Source organism: Streptomyces sp. NPDC052036 (assembly GCF_040680495.1).
Classification (GTDB): Bacteria; Actinomycetota; Actinomycetes; order Streptomycetales; family Streptomycetaceae; genus Streptomyces.
The window spans coordinates 46,791-67,010 of sequence record NZ_JBFAWW010000043.1 but is presented as its reverse complement, the minus strand read 5'-3'; the positions used below and the strand labels follow the sequence as shown (position 1 = coordinate 67,010).

General features: G+C 73.1%; 1 protein-coding gene. It reads left to right on the top strand.

Annotated elements, in window-relative coordinates:
* Positions 1–359: 359 nt before the first annotated feature.
* Entirely contained in the window at positions 360–20,177 is a 19,818-nt protein-coding gene (locus AB0L95_RS36035; protein ID WP_365169517.1) for a protein-glutamine glutaminase family protein, read from the top strand.
* The last annotated feature ends 43 nt before the right edge of the window (positions 20,178–20,220 follow it).

Genomic DNA, 20,220 nt, shown 5'->3' with positions numbered 1-20,220 from the left:
ACGCGGTCAGCAAGCACCAGGAGTCGCCCGCCGCCCCGGAGACCGCGAAGGCCCTCGGCCACGCCGAGCAGGCCCTGCGCGACCTGGTACCGCACCTGCAGGACGCCGCGGCCGCCGCCCGCCGCGCCCAGTACACACACGACGGGCTGCCGAACGCACCGCCCGCCGACACCACCGGCCCGGCCGCCGCCACCGGCCAGGACGCGCCCGCCCGCCCGCCCCAGCAGCCGGTGCCGCAGTCCGGCACTGGCTCCCGAGCGGACGTCCCGGCGCCGACCACCGACTCCGCCGGGGCACCGCCCAGGACGGCCGGCCCCCGGGAGGAGACGCCGGCAGCCCACGCGCCCGTGCTGGATGCCGTGTCCGTCCCGCTGACGGAGACGGCGACCGTACAGCCGGAGGCGACCGTCCAGCAGACCCGGGAGCGCATGGAAGCGCTGCGGGAGCAGGCCCGGGCTCATGAGGCCGCCTACGCCCAGTGGCGGGCCAATCAGTCCTGGACGCTGCGCTCGGGCGGCCTCGACGTCAGCCGTGACCCGTTCCGTGCGCCGTCCGCCGACGAACGCGGCACGCAGGGGCAGTTCCAGGTACAGGAGCAGCTACTCGCGGAGCCGGTCCGCGGGACGAGCGAGGCCGGGCCGCGTATCGCTCAGGCGCCCCGCACCCGGTCCGCCGCCCAGGACCGCCTGGCCGACGACGCCGTCGCCGGTCTGGACCGGATGCGTCAGGCCGCGGCCGGGCGCGACAAGGCCTACCGTGAGTTCGAGGACCTGCTGGCCGCCCACCCCGCGGCGCGGACCTACGACGCCGGCCATCTGGTGCGGCCGCTACGGGAGTGGTATGCCGACACCCGGACCGCGGCCCGGTCCGGCGACGAGCCGGTGCTGTCGCCTGGGCAGCTCACCGAGCAGACGACCGCGAAGCTCGAGGCGATCACCGACGGGCTCGCCGCGCGACGCGTCACTGGGGAGCTGTTCCGGAAGCACCTCGCGGCCACCGCGCAGCGGTCCGGCGCGCGCGCCCCGGCGTTCGCCGACTCGGAGCGGAGCGCCCAGGTCAAGGCCGCCTTCCACCAGGCCCTGGTCGATGAACTCGGCGTCCAGACGTTGGTGTCGCACCCCGGGACCGAACTGCCCACCGCCGTCCTGGAGCAGTTCACCCAGCGCTACGCCGAGGCCCGCCAGGAATGGGAGGCGGACCGCGCGGCCCGGCAGTCCTTCGCCGCCGCCCTGGTCACCGAGGGCCCCAAGGGGCGCGTCGACCTGTCCCTCGGTTCGATCGGCTGGAACCAGCGCACGCGCACCTGGTACGAGCGGCGGCTCGCCGACCTCGAACGGCGGTACGCGGCCGACCACCGGCAGGCGTCCGCCGCCCAGGATCCGGCGGCCGAGATCGCCGTCCTGGCCGTGCAGGCCCGGCAGGCGGCCGGGCAGCTGCTGGCCCGGGCCGGCCGGACCGTGGAGGCGGTCGAGGAGTTCCGCGACTACACCGCGGCGGCCTACCCGCACGGGGCCTGGAGCGGCCACGTGACGTCCTGGTTCACCCGGGAGAAGAACGCGCTGGAACAGTCGCTGCTGCGCACGCTCTCCGGCCGGGGCCCGGCTGGCCTCGCCTCGGCCCGTGCCGAGTTCGACCGCGGCCTCGCCGACCTGTACCGCACCGGGGACGCCCGCGACGGTATGGTCCGGGACTTCGACGCCCTGACGGCGGACCGGCCGGCCGAGAGCACCACCCTGACCTCGTACCCCACCGTTGACTGGGTCGGCGAGCAGGTGGACGCCGCACGGCAGCGGTACATCGAGGAGCGCGAGGCTGCCGAGGCCCAGGCCCTCACCGCCGAGGGCCACATCCCGGCGCCCGCCCACGCCACGGCCGGCGACCGCCGCGTCCCGGCGTGGACCCGCGTCCAGCGGGAGCTGCGCGCCGACCACGACCGGCGGTTGTCGGACGCCGCGGCCGCCGACGAACGCGAGGAGCAGGTCCTTGTGCTCCGGCAGGAGTTCGACGAGGAGTTCGCCCAGTGGGCCCGGTCGGCCCGGCACGGGCTCGACGACGAGCAGCTCCAGCAGGTCCGCGAGGCCGCCTGGACCCACCACGACAAGGCGGCCGACCCCACCGCCGCGGGCAAGGACCGCGCGGTCCAGCCGGCGGACGCCTTCGACGCGGAGGTGGCCCGCCTGACCGCGACGGCCCGCGGCCGGGTCGCCTTCGACCGCGCCTTCCGCGCCTGGCGCGACCGGCTGGAGGCGCCCGGTCAGGGCAGGTGGCGCGAGCCGCCGCTCTCCCTGCGGCCCGAGATCGCCGAGGCGGCCCGCGCCCTGGTGGCCGCCCGCTTCGAGGAGCAGCTGCGGGAGGCCGTCGACCAGGTCTTCCCCGCGTACACCGACCTCAGTGAGGGGCAGGACGCACGGCTGCGGCAGGCCGCGGCGGCGCTGCGCGGGCTGACCAGCACGCTGGTGGAGTCGTTCGAGCTGGCCGCCGTCCACGCCGCGCGGCAGGAGCTGCTGGGCAAGGAGGTCGGCAGGCTGGCGGACGGCGCCTTCCGTGACCACCTCGACGAGGACCACCGCACGCTGCTGGAGGAGTTCGGGCCCAAGGACACCGCGGTGTCGCCCGAAGGCCGGCAGGCCGTGCTGGCGCAGGCCGCCCAGGCGCTCCATGAAGCCTTCACCAAGGCCGCCGGCCGCGTCGGGCGGGACGGACAGGCCGACGGGCTTGCCGAGCTGAACCGCCAGGCCGACGACCTGGCCGCCGGACTGGCGGCGAAGCTGGCGGACCAGGCCGCCCGTGAGCAGGTCGTCCGTGGGGCGTTGCGGCGGGTCGACGAGGCGGTGACCGCCTGGGAGAGCGAACCGCCGGCGCTGAGCGCGGCGTTCACCCGCCGGTTCGACATCTCCCCGGCCCTGGTGCGCCCGCGCGCGCAGACGGCGGTCGGCACCGCGGTCGCCGCCGAGGCCAAGAGCCTGTTCGACAAGCTGGTCGACGGATCGGGAGCGCTGGACTCCCGGCTGGAGGAGTTCCGTTCGGGCCACGCCGACCTCATGGCGGCGGGGCGGATTGACGCGCTGCTGCTACGGCAGACGGCACGGCACGTCGGATCGCTCGCGGCCGACGACGTGTTCGCCGCCGGGCTCGCGCGATGGCGGGAGGCGGTCGGCGGCACCGAGTTGTCCGAGGCCGGCGTCGACCGCGCGAAGTCCGGCTGGCGGGAGCGCGTGCTGTCGGCGTTCGACTCCGCCTTCGGCGGGGAGGTCAAGGACATCGCCGACCTGACCGGCGGACTGTGGTCCTGGGACGCGCGCCTGCGGGGGTTTGCCGACCGGCTGCCGGACCACTTCGCCTTCGAGTCCGCGGTCCCCGACGTGCTGCACGGCGCGGCCCGCGCTGCCGACGCGCTCGGCGTGAGACACGTCGTCAGCGAGGACCGGCTGCGGCGGGCCGACGAGGCCTTCCGCGACGACGTCCTCGGCGCCTACGAGCGGGTGTGGAGCCCCGAGGCCCAGTCCCCGGCCTGGGTCGCGCGGGCCGCGGCCTCCGGCGTCCCCCGCGCCGCGGAGGCCGTCGAGGGCAAGGAGTGGACCGACGTGTCGACCGACACCGAGTCGGACACCTGGTCCGACACCTGGTCCGACACCGAGTCCGACACCGGCACCGAGTCGGGCCCGGTCGTCGTGGCGCGCGAGCCGGACACGGCACCGAAGACGCCGGCGGCGACGCGGTCCGCGACCGGCGACAGCGCCACCGTCGCGCAGCGCACGGCCGCCGGCTCCTACCTGCGGGACCTGCACGCGATCGTCTCGCTGCGGCTGCGCGACGAGTGGAACCGGCCCCCGGAGAGCCTGGAGAAGGTCGCCGAGCGGTTCGACGCCCTCGACTCGGCGTGGAAGCGCGCGCCGATCTCGGCGGTCGCCGACAGCCTCGCACGCGTCATCGCCGGGCAGCGCCCCTCGGTGCTGCCGAAGGGCGGCGCTCCCGGCGGTTTGGCGATTCCGCCCTCCCTGGTGGACACGTTCGGACCAGGCGTGGGGGGCGCGGCGAATCCCGAGACGGGCCGCGAGGTGTCGGTCGACGTCGACGACCGGCGCGGCAGCGGACGGCCGGCGATGGCCGCCACGGCGGCCCAGGCGGCGCCGGCCTCCCGTGTGCGCGAGGGGCTGCGCCGGCGGGCCGGCGCCCTGACCCGCCGGCTGCTGGGCGGCTCGCCCGACGCCGGCGTGAATCCGCTGACGGCGCAGCGGCCGATCGGCCTGCCGATCACGCTCGACGGGCCGCGGTACGGCGGGGTCACGCCGGTGGCCGACGTCCCGGCCGTCCCGGCGGCCGACGCCGCCCGGCGCGAGTGGTTCAGCTACGTGCGCCCGTCCGCCTCCCGATCGGAGCCGTTCAGCTACGCGATCAGCGACACCGGCCATATCGAGCTCCCATCCGCCCCGGGATCGTCGTGGACCGCAGCGGACGCCGAACCAGCGGTCGAACTGCTGTCGCCCACCGGCTGGACGCGCTTCGGCGACGACTTCGTCCACGAGACGGGCGCGTACCTGCGCGGCGACAACGGCTGGCTTGGCCGGCTCGGCAACAGCGACGCGGTGCTGGGCGGCCTACGGGAGCTGGGCTCCGAGGCGGCGCCCTACCGGCTGGCCGCCGACCCCTCCTCGATCTACCTGATCCCGCTGCGGCAGGGCCCCGCGGCCCTGCGCATCCCGCTGTCGGACGACACCGTGCCGTCCGACCCGGACAACCGGCCGGCCGACGCCATGTCCGTCGACTCCCCCGGCTCGACGCTGTGGTCGGCGGCTCCCGGGCACAGCCCGCTCTCGTTGGACGCCGCGCCGCAGACCGCGGACACCGGGCACGATCCATGGGCCGTCGCCGCGACCCTGACCTCGGACGACCGGGAGTGGCTCAGGGCCGACATCAACAGCATTCTGCGGAGACGGGGTTGGCGCGAGGGCCCGATCGACGCGGACGACGCGGCGGAGTTCTACGGCATGCTGCCGAGCTCGGACCGGCGCGGCGAGCTCCGGCGTGCCGCGAACACCATCGCCGACCGGATCCTGACGCTCCACAGGGAACTCGGCGTGAGCGGACCGGGGGTGGGCCGGCCGGAGCCGACCGCTGACGACGCGTACCACGCGGACTATGTCAACGCGCTCCTCGAAGCCAATCCGGTCGACATCGTGGAGGTCCTCACGGTCCTGCACCGCAGGTCGTCGATCCTCGGCGAGGAGGCCGACGGCTTCTCCACGGCGTTCCAGCGCACGAACGGCATCTCGCTGGCCACCGCGCTCGACAATGCCGTCCGCGCGGGACGGCTGGCGAAGGAGCACGTCCAGGACGTGCTGCGGGAACTCGGCTTCGTCGGCGTCTTCCCGATCGAGAACCGCGAGCCCGGGCACATCGCGGTGCCGCCGGACGGCGTGCCGCACCTGCTGCCCGCCGTGGTCGCCTACACCGAGCGCCTGCGGGCGGCGGTCGTCGACCGGGACGCCGAGACCGCGCTCGGCATGCTGGTGCGGCTCGACCGTGACGTGCGCAAGCTGTGGGCCGTCAGCGATGCGTGGCAGGCCGCGGCCGCCGACGGCACCGACCTGCGCGCCGAGGTCGCGGACGCCTTCCCCGAACACGCCGCCCGCTTCTCCTACGCGCTGGGCAGCGTCTCCACCGCGCCGCTCTCGAGGGAACAGGCACTGCGGTGGTACGACCGGCTGGCCACGCTGCCCGTCCACCACCACGCCCACGGCACCTTCCCTGTGCCCGTCGGGCACCCGGAGGATGGGTGCCAGGTCCGAGCGCACCTGTGGACCCTGGCCCTCCTACAGGGCGGCGTGGCCACCCGCAAGGCGATCGTGGCGCGCATGGACCCGCCCCTGTTTGTGGTCTCGTCCAACGCGGCCAAGGGCACGAACCAGGCCCCCGGTGTGGTGAGTTGGGATTACCACATCGCCCCCACCGCCGAGGTGATGACCGAGGACGGCACCGGACAGACCGTCACCATGGTGTTCGACCCGGCGATCGCGGAGCGGCCGGTCACCGTCGCCGAGTGGATCGGGCTCGCCGGAGTCGGTCCCGACGAGCCCGTCCGCAGCTATGAGGGCCCGCTCGACGAGGTGCACGCCGAGTTCGTCAGGCAATACGAGGAGCACGAGAACGAATGGGTCATGGGCAGGATGTACCTTCCCCGCAGTGCCACCGTGGTGCTGACCGACAACCACTGCTACTACTTCCCCGCCCCGGACGCTGTCGTTGTTCCGATGAACCTGGCGTTCACCGACGGGTTGGTCCGCAGGCGGGGGGACGCGGCCTACGAGTGGGCGGTCGAGGCGGACCGTCGGACGCTGTCGCGGGGACTGTGGGACGTGCTGCTCGACCCTCTCGCGCCGGTCGAGAACCCGGCCGGCGCGCTGCGGGAGGTCATCGGGCGACACCGCCCCCCCGGCGCCGACTTCCTGACCATCTACCACGACCTGGACGAGAAGCTCCAGGCCAGGCTGAGCGAGGCGGACTACCAGGAGATCGCCGTCGCCCTGTCGGCGGATGAGCCCCGCACCGACCCGTTCGCGATCGATCTGGCCGGGCTCGACACCCCGTTCGACGGGGACGGGCTCGACATCCCGATCGACTGGGAGGCGTTCGACAGCGCGGTCGCCGAGGTGTTCCCCGACGGCCTCCCGCAGGTGTTCGGCGGGCCCCCGGCGCCGCAGCGGGGCGGCCTGCGCGGCGGCTCACCGAACACCGTCGTCGGCTCGGCGCCCGCCGTTCGGCGCACCCGCCGCCCGGTCATGGTGGAGCGGCCCCGGTACGGCGGCGTCACCGAACTGCCGGCCCACGAGGTGCCGTCGGCCGGCAAGGCGGCCGAGCGGTGGTTCGCCTTCGGGCGCGGCCCGGCGTCGCCGTCCGCGATGCCGGCGTACGAGGTCAGCAGCGCCGGCCGGATCCGCCTGGCCGACGGCACGTTGCTGCCGTCCGACGGCTGGCTGCGTATCGGCGACGACCTGATGCACCAAACCGCCGGCGTGCTGCTGCGGGGCGACACCGGGGCGATCCTGCCCCTCGGCCACATCGCCGCGCCGAACGCCGTGACCACCGGCCCGGACGGCTCGGCGGTCCCGTACGCCGTCATCGCCGACGAGCGATCGATGTACCTGTTCCCCGACGGCTCGGCGGACGCCACGGCGATCCGCGTCCCGCTCCAGGTCGACACCGCGGCGCGGACCGCCGTAGCGGACCCGCGGGACGGCGAGGACGAGCACATCGCCGCGCCGAACCTCACCGCGGTGCACGGCGAGTTCGACGCCGTCACCGGCACCGCCCGTATCGGGGGGGCGGAACTGGACGCCGCGGGCACCGCGGCCTGGATCCGGCGCTCCACCGACTGGCGGCCGGCGGAACCCGTCGCGCTGCTGCTGACCGGGCCCGAGGCCACCGAGGCGCGCAAGACGTTCGCCGACGAGGTCGCGGACCACCTGGACACGCCGGTCGCCGCTCCGGACGGCGCCCCGGTGATCGCTGCCCGCTGGCGGGTCCACCCGCCCGCCCGGCCGGCCGACGAGTTCGCCCGGCTGAGCCCGCCGGCCCCGCCCGTCGCGGACACCGTCCCGGAGATCGTGGTCACCCCGCCCGACCCGGAGCCCGAAGGTACCGAGGAAGAGGAAGCGGTCCACGAGGCCCCCTGGTACCTGGAGCGGCGGGCGCTGGGCGAGGCCCGCGTCGTCGGCGTCCTGCCCTGGGACGGCGACGCGGAGCTGGACGGCGCCGCGGACGCCACCGCCGGCGCCGCGCACCGCGAAGGCGACAGCGCCGCCCTGGCGGCCGGCATCCGGGGCGGCGTGCGCGACCTGCTCGGCACGGCCTCCCGCGAGGGGTGGCAGCGGCTGCTCCAGCGCGGCCGCACGCTCGTGGCCGACGGCCGCCTGGTGTGGCTGCGCCCGGTGGCGGCCGCCGTCGAACCGGCCGAGCAGCCGGAGGAGGGCGACGTCCGCGTCTACGGCGTCAGCTTCGCCTCGGCCACCTCCGGCGGCGTGCGCGAGCACCAGGTCAGCATGGAGCTGGACGGCATGCTGCTGTCCATCCTCGCCATCGCCTCCCAGGTCGCCTCCACGCTGCTGCCGGGCCTGCCCAGGCTCGCCGCCTCGGTCGCCCAGAGCTGGTCGGAGGAGTGGAAGCGCAGCATCGTCGCGGGGCGCAAGCTGTTCGTCACCAAGCACACCCGGTTCGACAGCGGGCTGCGGGTGCTGGTCTTCGTCGACGGCGAGGAACGCGGCGCCGCCCCCGTACTGGGGCACCGCCTCGCCCTCGACATCCCCGAGGAATTCGCGACCACCGGCGGTCCGGCGCCCGCCCCGGCCGAGCCGGTCGTCGGCCCGGCCCTCGCCCGCGCCCGCACCCGCCGGCCCGACGCGGCCCGCGACATCCTCAACGCCATCGACCTGATCCCGGCGGTCGCCGCCCTCCAGCGGCGGCTGCTCGGAGCCGGCCTGCCCGCCACGTCGGTCCACACCGCCATGGACAAGGTGCTGGGCCTGCTCAACGAGCAGTCGGTGCGTAACCGCAGCCGGGTGTTCGGCACCAGCGGCGTCGTCACCGAGAAGATCACCGTCCCCGCCGGCCGGAACGCCCTCGGCCTGCCGACCTCGTTCCAGGGCCACTTCGTCCTCAGCGCGGACATCGACCGGGTCCAGTACCTGGGCGAGACCAAGTCGAAGATCCGCGAGGACTCCGGCGGCGCGCACACGGTGGCACAGGCCCGCCAGAGCATGAGCAAGGCCGCCACCGGCTTCGCCTTCGACGTGCTGGGCTTCCACCACGACGAGTCCGACGGCGCCGCGGGCGGGCACGGCCACTCCTCCCAGACCTCCGGCTTCGCCCCGCTGACCGGCGTGACCCTCTCCCACCAGCGCCCGACCGGCCACCAACTCACCGAGCAGTCCGCCGGCCACACCGTGCTGAGCCAGAAGGGCCGGATCGCCCGCTACCTGGCGGACCAGCACGTCACGGTGGAGATCCGCTCCACCACGCACACCATCGACCCGGTCCGGGAGGAGGCCGCCAGCGAGATCGCCGTGCTGAGCCAGGACGCTGCGGAGTTCGAGCGCCGCCTCCTCGGTACCGTGCACACCCCGGTGCTGCGTACCGTCGGGCAGTCCGGGGACCTGCCCGTCGCGGCGCAGCCGTACGTGCGCGCCCTCCTGCGGGAGGCCGCGCTGCCGCTGCCCGACCGGGTGTACCGCCGCCCCGCCCGGCTCGACGAGCCGCTGCCGGCACCGCACCCCCGCGAACCGCTGGCCCTCGCCACCCGGCGCGGCCAGGGCCTGGGCATGCAGATCGCGCTGCCCGGCTCCGAACTCGTCCACGACCAGCTGCGTGCCGAGATCCTGCGAGCGGACATCCGTCGCCACGGCCACCCGAGCGACTGGTCGAAGACCGACCTGGACATGTCCACCTGGTTCAGCCGCCCGGCGCTGGAGGGCGACCTGCCCGAGGGCATGTACGGCATCGAGCACACCGTGCGGGTGGGCGGCCGGGACTACCGGGCCTTCGTACGGATTCACCTGCGCGAACGCGTCACCGACGACCCCCGCACGCTCGACATGACGGTCAACGCCCGCGCCCAGCAGGCCGCCCAGGTCAAGGGGCATCGCGGGACCGAGTGGCAGCTGAAGGGCGGTGCGGGCGCCGGCGCGCGGGTCGGCATCCTGGACTGGCTGCGCGTCAAGATCGGCGGGTTCGGCGTCGAGGCCGGCTACGGCCAGGGCGGCGGGCAGGCCCACGCGGGCATCGTCAAGTCCTACCGCCGCACCGAGACCAGCGGCGACGTCGACGAGCACCTGTACAGCGTCGTCTACGAACTGGCGGTGCGCGGGCCGGACGGCCTCACCAAGCGCTGGTGGATCGACCGTCCCACCACGTCCCCGGATGCCTGGTGGACGGCGCCGCCGTCGGCCGACATCGTCGCCCGGATCGTGGTGCCGGAGCCGCACCTCCCGGCACAGCCGATCGACGCCGGCACCCTGGCCCTGGCGGGCCGCACCGAGGAACTGCTGTTCTGGCCGGACGACGAGTACGCCGACTTCGCCGACAACACCTCCGGCGTCTACCCGGCGTTCTTCGTCATCCCCGAACTGCCCCGGCTGGCCGCCCGGTTGTACGCCGAGGCCAACGGGCTGCCGGAGAGTTTCACCGGGGACGACCTGCGGTGGCCGGAAGGACTGCGGGAGACCGGATCCCCGGGCAAGCTCGCCGCGTTCTTCGGCGCCGAGACCGGCATCGGCCGGACCATCGCCCTGCCGAAGGGCAAGGACGGCTGGAAGCAGGCGATCCGGCTGCGCCTGCGCGGCTACCGGCCCCGCCACCTGGTGGACGACGACAAGGTCGAGCTGGAGCAGTACGCCCAGGTCGGCGCCGACCACCAGCGCGGCCGGGAGCACGGATGGCAGGGCGGCCCGTCGGGCTCCCTCGGGCCGCAGTTCCACCTCGGCCACGGCCTCGGAAGCAAGGGCATGGCCGCCGACGCCCATGTCCAGGGCACCGAGGGCCAGAAGCCGTTCATGGCCGCGGGTGTGCACGCCCGCGTCGGGGTGCGGGCCACCCGCAAGCGCAAGAAGACCGTCCAGCGCTCGGGGACCGCCATCACCCGCGCCACCTACGGCGGCAACGAGCACGCGTTCCGCATGGACCCGGTGTTCGAGGTCACCTTCCAGCGCTGGAAGGGCAGCCGGCTCACCGAGACCACCCGCTACCTGCGGGTGCGTGATGCCCTGGAGACGCTCGTCCCCGAACGGCTGGTCCACGACCTGGCACTGGCCGAACTGGCCGGCCTGGCGCCGCGGCCGGCTGCGGGGCCGCCGAGCCACCACATCCACCCGGCGCTGCTGCCGGGCAGCGGCTACCCCGAACGGCTGCGCGCCGACAACGTCCTGCCCGCCATCACTGCGGAGCTGCGCGCCCGGGGAGTGCTGCGCACCGAGACCGAGCCCGACGCGGAGCGGGCCAACCTGCTGCTGCGCGAGCTGGAGAACTCCTTCTCCGGCGAGTCGCTGCGCAACCAGTACGCCCGGCTGACCGCCGAGTTCGGGGGAGTCGAGCGCTGGCTGCCGCTGCCGCGCGCGTTCGGCGCCACCACGTACCTGCGGGTCAAGGTCACCGCCCAGGTCCGGGAGGCCACGTCCGAGAGCCCGCGTCCGGACGTGCGGTTGACACTGCGCGTCCAGACCCAGGACCAGGACGGCGAGAAGCACACCCGCGGCGTCCACTACGGCGCCGATGTCGACGCCCACGTCCTGGGCGGCAAGGGCGACGGCGAGGGCGGCCTGGAGGGCGGCGCCGGGTACGAGGGCGCCGTGGAGCGCTCGGCCGAGGAGGCCGACCGGCGGCTGGAGATCTACCGGGCCAACCCGAGCGACGCGTCGCACGAGTTCGAGCACAGACTGGAGTTCACCGTCGAGATGGGGGTGAGCACCGAGCTGCCGGAAATACTGGAGATCCCGCTGCGCGGCGCCACGTCCCTCTTCCGGCGCGGCGCCGAACTGTTCGGGCGCGGCCGCGACGCGGCGGACTGGTGGTACGGCCACCGGCCGTTCGTCTGGTCGTCCGAGCGGCGGCTCGCCGGGGACGTGCGGATCCTCGTGTCCTCGCACCTGGTCGAGGACGGGCCGGGCCTCGACCCGGTGCCCGTCCCGGGCACCGGCGCCGCCTGGCACCGCCTCCCGATGCAGCCGGCCCTGGCGGCCGACCGGATCGGCGAGCCCCCGAACACGGCGTACGAGGTGCTGGCCGAGGCGCTGCACCCGTTCGCCGTCCCGGCGGCCGCCGCCGTGCACCGGTGGGCAGCGCTCGCCGCGGCGCCGTTCCGGCCGCCGGCCGACCTGTCGGTGGACGGGGCCTGGCGGGTGCCGGGCCTGGAGGACACCCTGGCCGGCGTCCGCTACCGGCACTTCGCTGGCGCCGCCATGCTGCTGCCCAACATCCTCGAACTGCTCACCCACACCTACCGGGTGCCGGTGGGAGACGACCACAAGGTCACCCGCGGGCTGGGCGGCGGAAAGCTGCCGGTCGGCGACCGGAGCGTGCTGGTCGGCGCGAACATCGTCCGCGCGGAGCGGGTCGGCCCGCGGAACGGCGCGCTGTTCAAGGCCCGGCACTACACCCAGGACGACAAGGAGGCCCTGGAGGAGGCCAAGAAGAGCGGCGGTTTCGTCTTCTCCATCGGCCCGCAGGCCGCGGGCGCCGACGGCGAGCGGGACATCTTCCTCGCCCTGTTGCCCGTCCAGTTCGGGTTCGAGGACGCCGCCGAGCAGTCCGGTCGGCTGGACGAGACGGAGGAGAACAACCGCCAGGGCACCAGCCGTTTCGGCTACTACGGCTTCGACCTGGAGCTGCAGTTCTCCGGACCGCGCGGCATCCTGCGGGTGAGCGCCCCCAGCGGCCTGTTCGGCATGCTGCCGCTGGAGAAGGAGCCCGACGCCACCGGGCGCTACCGGGCGGCCGGATCGCTGGAGGAGCTGCTGCCGGACGTCTTCGGCGCGGACATCGAGCGCGCCGCAGCCGCACGCCCCAGCCGACTCGCCGTCCCCGAACCGCGGCCGGCCGACCGTCCCGCCCCGCGGTTCGAGGACTCCCGCACCGCCCTGCCCACGTCGCCCGCCCCCGCGGTGCGCGCTCCCGTCACCGCGCCCGGGCGATCGGAGGGGGCGACCGCCCTTCCGGTATCCGGCGCCGAAGCCGGATCCCGCGCCGGGACGGTCGGGACGACCGAGGCGGTCGACGCGGCCGGATCCGGGCACCGGGAGGGCAACGCGCCGGAGCTGGTGGTACGGCGTGACGAGTCGTTCTCCTGGGACGACCTCTACGACCTCGACGACGCCGCCGAACCGGAGGGCCTCGACGGCGAGGAGCCGCGGCTGCCGCCCGAGAGCCGGGAGGACGCCGGGTCCGAGGCCGGGGATGACAGCTCCCTCACGACCTTCACGTCCATTTCGCCCCTGGCCCTCGGCAGCCTTGTCGTGGAGGGGCCGCTGCCTGCCTCCGCCGTCCCGACCGACACGGGCGACATCCGCCCGGCGCCGATCTGGTACACGGGTGGGCCGGTGTACCGGGCGGACAGCCGTGACCTGAGTGTCATCTTCGGCGAGGGGTTCCGTCCGCGCGGGAGCAACCTGGACCTGGAGGGGTACGTCCGGCTCGGAACCGGGGAGGGCACGCACCACGGCTTCGTGGGCGCCGCGCCCTCCAGCCAGGCCGCGGCCGACTCGCTCGGCGAGGGCTGGGTCGTCGAGATCGACGCCGCGGGCGGCATCGACGTGTCCGAGACCCTCGGCGCGTACGGCATCCCGTTCACAGAGGCGCAGGAGGTCGCCTACGCGGGCGGTGTCGCCTCCCGCCACCTCGTCGGCGCCTGGGCCATCGTGCCCGGTGGCACAGCCGGGAACACCCTCGGCGAGTGGCACCCCAACCCGAACTACCGCCCGAGCGGCCCGGCCGAAAGCGTGGCCGCCGGAACGGTGCGGATCACGGTCGGCGACCCGGAACTGGAGGCGGAGTACGGGATTGACCCGCTCGTCGTGTCCTTCGAGGACAACACGGTCGAACCGGGCAAGGAGGGGCACGACGAGCTGTACCCGTTCGCGAACAACCTGGCCATGGCCGTCCAGGACCGGCCGGAGGGCCGCGCGGCCCACTACGTGCACGACCTGCTGAAGAGCGTCGTAGACGCCGACACCGGCTTAGCCGCCGACGCGGTGTACCACATCACCGTGGACACCGCGGAGCCGGCCGCCGAGACCGGGACACGGCCCGCCGTGCTGGTGGACGCCCCCTTCGACGCCGAGTCCGATGCCTACTCCGACACCGGCACCGTCGTCCGCCTGCCTCGGGAGGACGCCGGCGAGGTGCCGGGGGAGCCGTGGGGCTTCGGGCCGCAACCGACCGCGGCCCGGGCGCCGTTCGTCGTCCCGCTGGCCGGCGACCTCGCGTCCGCGCTGTGGATCGGCGACCCGGAACCCGAGGCGCGGGCCGCGGCCGTCGCGGACCTCACCGGTGCGCACGCGGACGAGGGCGTGCTGACCCTGGCCCTGCGGCCCGGGGAGGACGGATTGCCCACGCACGAAGGGTTCCCGCTGCTGCCCGCCCAGATCGCCGAGCGGCTGGCGCTGGGATACGCGGACGGCACCTGGCATCCGTCGACCCCGCTGCGCTGGCGCGTCTACGGAGGGGAGGAGGGGCTTTCCGCCGGCTTCGTCTCCAAGGTGGTGGGGGACCTGTGGGACCTCGGGTTCCCCACCGCGCGGGCGGTGTCCACCGATCCGGCGTCCGGGCGGCAGCAGTGGTTCGGCGAACCGGACCACGCGGAGACGGCGGGGATCGAGCCGCCCGTCGCCGCGGCCGAGGGCGGCGACCAGGAGGTGGCCGCGCCGTCCGATGTGGAACTGCAATACCCGGCGCACGAGTTCTGGAACACGCCCTCCGGCTCGGCGGTGGGTGTGCCGCGCGGGATCGCGGAGGCGGTGAGGAGTGGTGTCGCCGGGCGGCTGGGCGATGAGTCCTGGTGGGCGTCGCGCGGTGGAGCGTTGCCGCAGCGGCGGGAGCACCGGTGGACGAACCCGGTGGCGCTGAGTAGGGACGCGCGGGGCGAGTTGGCGCCGACGACGGTGAACGCCGCCTTTGACGCGCGGCGGTTCCGGCACGGCGGGGAGACGTACACCGACCTGGAGGTACGGGTGGCGTTCCGCAACGCCGACTGGTTCGCCGGCCGGGCGGTGAACGACCTGTGGGAGCGGATGGGCTCGGGTGTCGAGGAGGTGTTCAATGCGCCCGGGCACCGTCTGCCCAACGGTGATCTGCTGCATGTGACACCGGTGCGGGTGCCGTTCGAGTCGCGGGCCGGGGCGCACTGGAAGGCGCGGTTGTTCGGCGAAGATTCGGGGGAGCGGGTCTCGCACCACCGGCTGCGGATCGACATGTCGGCGCTGACCGGTGCGCACGAGTTCGGCCACCAGTTGGGGTTGCCGGACGAGTCGCGCCGGTTGGACGAGCCGGACAGCGGTCAGTACGTGCCGGGCAGCCTGATGGGCGTCTTCACCAAGCCCGTCGACGCCGTGGCCGATGCCGAGCCGGAGCAGGAACTGGCCGGTGGCGGACTGTCTCGGGGCGGGCTGCGCGACCGGCACATGTGGCGGCTGGGGGGGATCATCGGAGATGTTCCGTTGACGGCCGGTCCGGTGGCGGTGCCGAGGGGCTCGACGGGAGTCCCCGCCAGCGGCATCGACCCCGCCGGGATCGCCTCCCGTTGGGTTGGCGGCGACCCGACGGCGCCCGAGGACTGGTACGGCGGGGACCCGATGGCCCCGGAGGAGGACCTTCGCGGGGGGGCGTCCGGTGGTGGGGTCGACCAGGCCGGCTCGGGCGAGTACGGCAACTCGGCCGTCGTGCTGGTGAAGTTGGCTGCCGCTGTGGCGGACAAGCGCGCTGCGGTGGTCGGACCCCCTCGGGACCCCGCCATTGTCGGCGAGTTCAACGAGGCCATCACGCAGGATCCGGCCATTGAGGGCGAGTTCTACGAGGCCATCACGGCATTCGGTCGGGCTTTGGCCGGTAGTGGGGACGGCGTTCATGGAGGTCCTGCCGGTGGGGAGGTTGCCCGCTATCTGAGCGCGGCCCTGACGTACTTCGTCGGCGAGGGGAACCTGGATGTTCCGTCGTACGTAACGGTGACTTTGGGCGACGGTGGGGAGGTGCGTCTGGGCGAGTGGCTGTCCGGTGGCCTCGACGCGGACCAGGTCTGGGTCAAGCCGGTCCTGGCGGCGCTGGATCCGGGGTGGGGGGTGGCCGGAACGCTGGCTGAAGGTGAGGCGGGTGCGGCCGTTTCCGCGGGGGGGCTGGTGACGTCGGGTGGTGAGGGCGGCCAAGTCGGCTCCGGTGAGGACAGTGATCTGGCGGCCGCGGTGCCAGAGCCGGCTGCTGCCTTCGGTGCGGACGTGGCAGCCGGTTCCCCAGGACAGCACGTGGCCGTCACCGGCGATGTCTCACAGAACGGCAGCGCGCGGATGGGCACCATCGGCGGGCAGGGCGGCTCTACGGAGGGGCTGGCGGAGAAGTTGGGGACGTGGGCGGAAGCGGTGGCCGGGGCCTACGGCGGGGACCGCTGGAGCGGGGAGGCCCGCGGTGCTTTTGAGCGGCTCGAGCGGGGGCTGGGCGGTGTCCTGGCCGGTCTTTCCGGCAATGTTCCCCGCTATCTGCGCGCGGCCCTGAAGTTCTACCTCGAGAACGGGCATGTGAACGCCCCACAGCGTAAACCAGTGGTCCTGGCCGACGGCCCCGTACAGCTGGGCGGGTGGCTGAGCGGCCTTCGCCGCGGCGAGGGTGCGGGTCGGGGCTTGGTGGAGCCGTTCCTGACGGCGCTGGGCTGGGGCGACGAGGAAGCGGTTCGGGCTGCGCGGGAGCGGCTGGCGGAGTGGTGGGGGTCGCTGGCGAAAGCGGTGGACGATGCCTACGTCCGGGACCCGAACAGTAACGAGACGCACCATGCTGTCGAGGCATTCAAGGGGGAACTGGGCATTGATCGGGGCCGCCGTACCAACCAGGTTGCTGGCCACCTGCGTGCATCTTTGGCGCACTACCTCGAGAACAACGGGGATGTGAACGCCCCAAAGCTTACGAAGCTGGGCGTGTGGCAGGCCGACCTTCGCAGCAGTCCCACCCCGCACCGGGACTTGGCGAGGCCGTCCATGACGGCGTTGCGCATGCGCCGGGAGAGGATCCGAGGTGTGGGCATGGGCAGGCCATGGCCGGATGCGCGCGTACTGCCTGGGGAGGGCGCGGGCCCGGCCGCTTCGGTGGAGCAGCCTGCGATGTTCGGCGGGGAGGGCGGCTCTACGGAGGGGCTGGCGGAGAGGTTGGGGACGTGGGCGGAAGCGGTGGCCGGGGCCTACGGCGGGGAGCGCTGGAGCGGGGAGGCCCGCGGTGCTTTTGAGCGGCTCGAGCGGGAGCTGGGCGGTGGCCTGGCCGGCCTTTCCGACACTGTTCCCGGCTATCTGCGCGCGGCCCTGAAGTTCTACCTCGAGAACGGGCATGTGAACGCCCCACAGCGTAAACCAGTGGTCCTGGCCGACGGCCCCGTACAGCTGGGCGACTGGCTGTACAACCTTCGCCGCGACCAGGGTGCGGGTCGGGGCTTGGTGGAGCCGTTCCTGACGGCGCTGGGCTGGGGCGACGAGGAAGCGGTTCGGGCTGCGCGGGAGCGGCTGGCGGAGTGGTGGGGGTCGCTGGCGAAAGCGGTGGCCGACGCCTACGTCCGGAACCCGAACAGTAACGAGACGCACCGTGCTGTCGAGGCATTCGCGGGGGATCTGGACATTGGCTGGGACGGCCCTTCCGGCCAGGTTGCTGGCCACCTGCGCGCGGCTTTGGCGCATTACCTCGAGAACGACGGGGATGTGAACGCCCCAGTGCGTACGAAGCTGGGCCATTGGCAGGACAACCTTCGCAGCAGACCCGGCCTGCACCGGGACTTGGCGTGGCGGTCCATGACGGCGCTGGGCATGCGCCGGGAGAAGTTCCGAGATCTGGACATGGGCATGCCATGGCCGGATGCGCGCGTACTGCCTGGGGAGGGCGCGGGCCCGGCCGCTTCCGTGGAGCAGCCTGCGATGTCCGGCGGGGAGGGCGGTGATGCTGACCCGGGTTACGTGATACATCCAGGGGCTGCAATGCCGGAGTCGGCTGGTGGCACTGGAGCGGACGAGGCGGGTGGCTATTTCGGGCCGTATGTGCCTGTGGGCGACGACTTCCCTGGTGAGGTGCGGCCGCTGGAGCCCATGGACGTGGACTCGCCCGGCGGAAACGGGATCGAGTCTGCGGAATTGCCGGGACCGGACACGGACAACCCGAGTGCGTACCTTGACATCCGGGACGACCTTGACATCTTTGACGACCTTGACGACCTGGCCTTCCTGCATGGCATGGGAGTTCTGGATGACACGGGAGTGGGGATTCATGGGGAAGGCGGCCAGCAATACCCTTCCCGTGAGGCTGACCTCGCGCTCCAGGGGGAAGACGCACGCCGTTCGCAACACGGTGACGCGATGTCCGGCGGGGAGGGCGGCGATGCTGACCCGGGTTACGTGATACATCCTGGGGCCTCAGCGCTGGAGTCGGCTGGTGGCACTGGAGCGGACGAGGCGGGTGGCTATTTCGGGCCGTACATGCCTGTGGGCGACGACTTCCCTGGTGAGGTGCGGTCCCTGGACGACGGCGTCTTCGACGGAGGCGTGGGCTCAGCGGTTCCGTTCGCTCCGTTCGCTCCGTTCTCTCAGAGCGAGGACTTGCTGGACTGGCTGTCCGGATCAGGTGGAGCGCAGGCCTCGGAGTTGGGTCTTGATCTGGATGCCGACTTGCCGGTTTTCGGTCAGGAGGTCCAGCCCGATCATGCGAGCGGGCCGTACGTCGTCGAGCAGGGCGTCGCACCGCCCGTTCCGGTGGACCGGACCGGCCTGGAATCCTTCGACGACACGACCGCGCACCAGCCCATGGACGTGGACGTGGACGTGGACCCGCCCAGTGGAAACGGGGGTGAATCTTTCGTCGAGCGTGCGGAATCGCCGGGACCGGACGCGGGCAACCCGGGATCGTACCTTGACATCTTGGACGACTTGGTCGACTTGGATGACCAGGAAGGCCAGGACTTCCTGTTCGGCACGACCGTGCACCAGTTCATGGAATGGGATCCATCCCACCAGGACCAGCAGGGACACTTCGCTGAGCCGGCGGCGCCCCTGATATTGGAAACAGACAACCCGGGATTCGGGGTGCAGGGACCCCCGGTCGACGCGGTACACGGGAATCGGTTGGTTTGGCGGGGCGTCCAGCAGGACCTTCCTCCCGGCAGCGACCGCGCACCCCACGACCTCACACCGGGCCCACAGAACGACAGTACGGGGATCGACGCCGTCGGCGGGGAGGGCGGCGCTACGGAGGAGCTGGCGGAGAGGTTGGGGACGTGGGCGGAAGCGGTGGCCGGGGCCTACGGCGGGGAGCGCTGGAGCGGGGAGGCCCGCGGTGCTTTTGAGCGGCTCGAGCGGGGGCTGGGCGGTGTCCTGGCCGGTCTTTCCGGCAATGTTCCCCGCTATCTGCGCGCGGCCCTGAAGTTCTACCTCGAGAACGGGCATGTGAACGCCCCACAGCGTAAACCAGTGGTCCTGGACGACGGCCCCGTACACCTGGGCCTGTGGCTGAGCGGCCTTCGCCGCGACGAGGGTGCGGGTCGGGGCTTGGTGGAGCCGTTCCTGACGGCGCTGGGATGGGGCGACGAGGAAGCGGTTCGGGCTGCGCGGGAGCGGCTGTCGGAGTGGTGGGGGTCGCTGGCGAAAGCGGTGGACGATGCCTACGTCCGGGACCCGAACAGTAACGAGACGCACCATGCTGTCGAGGCATTCAAGAGGGATCTGGGCATTGATCGGGGCCGCCGTACTAACCAGGTTGCTGGCCACCTGCGTGCATCTTTGGCGCACTACCTCGAGAACAACGGGAATGTGAACGCCCCAAAGCTTACGACGCTGGGCGTGTGGCAGGCCGACCTTCGCAGCAGTCCCACCCCGCGCCGGGACTTGGCGGGGCCGTCCATGACGGCGCTGCGCATGCGCTGGGAGAGGATCCGAGGTGTGGGTATGGGCATGCCATGGCCGGATGAGGGCGGCGATGCTGACCTCAGGTCTGTGAGAGAAGCCAGGCTTGTGAGAGATCCGGGAGCGCCGGAAGGGGACCTGACGCATCCCGAGTGGGACCTCACCCAGCCAGAGTGGGATCTGATAAAGCGCCCCCTTGAGGAGGCCGTTCCTAAGGTCGCTCCTGGAGACGTGCGACGCTATTTCAACGCGGTGATGTACCGCGCCCGGAATGGCCTTGCCATGAATGCCGCGGTGCCGCGTGACCCTGATCGGTACCACGCTATATCAGCGGGCACCAAGCAGTTCTACACGTGGGCGCGGGCAGGGGCGTTGCGCAAGGTGTGGATTATTGTTAGCGACAGCCCAGAGGTGCATCACGTAGTGCGGGATGCGGTGAAAGCGGTGTTCGGCGTGGCGGAGGATTACCTGGACAGAGAAGGTCTTAAATCCATCCCTTCCGTGACCAGGGGCGCCGCGCAACCGCCGGCACAAGGAAATTCGGACGGCGACGAGGCGCGATGACAGGGTCGCGCCGCCCATCCGACGCGCGCCGGCCGAGCGTGTC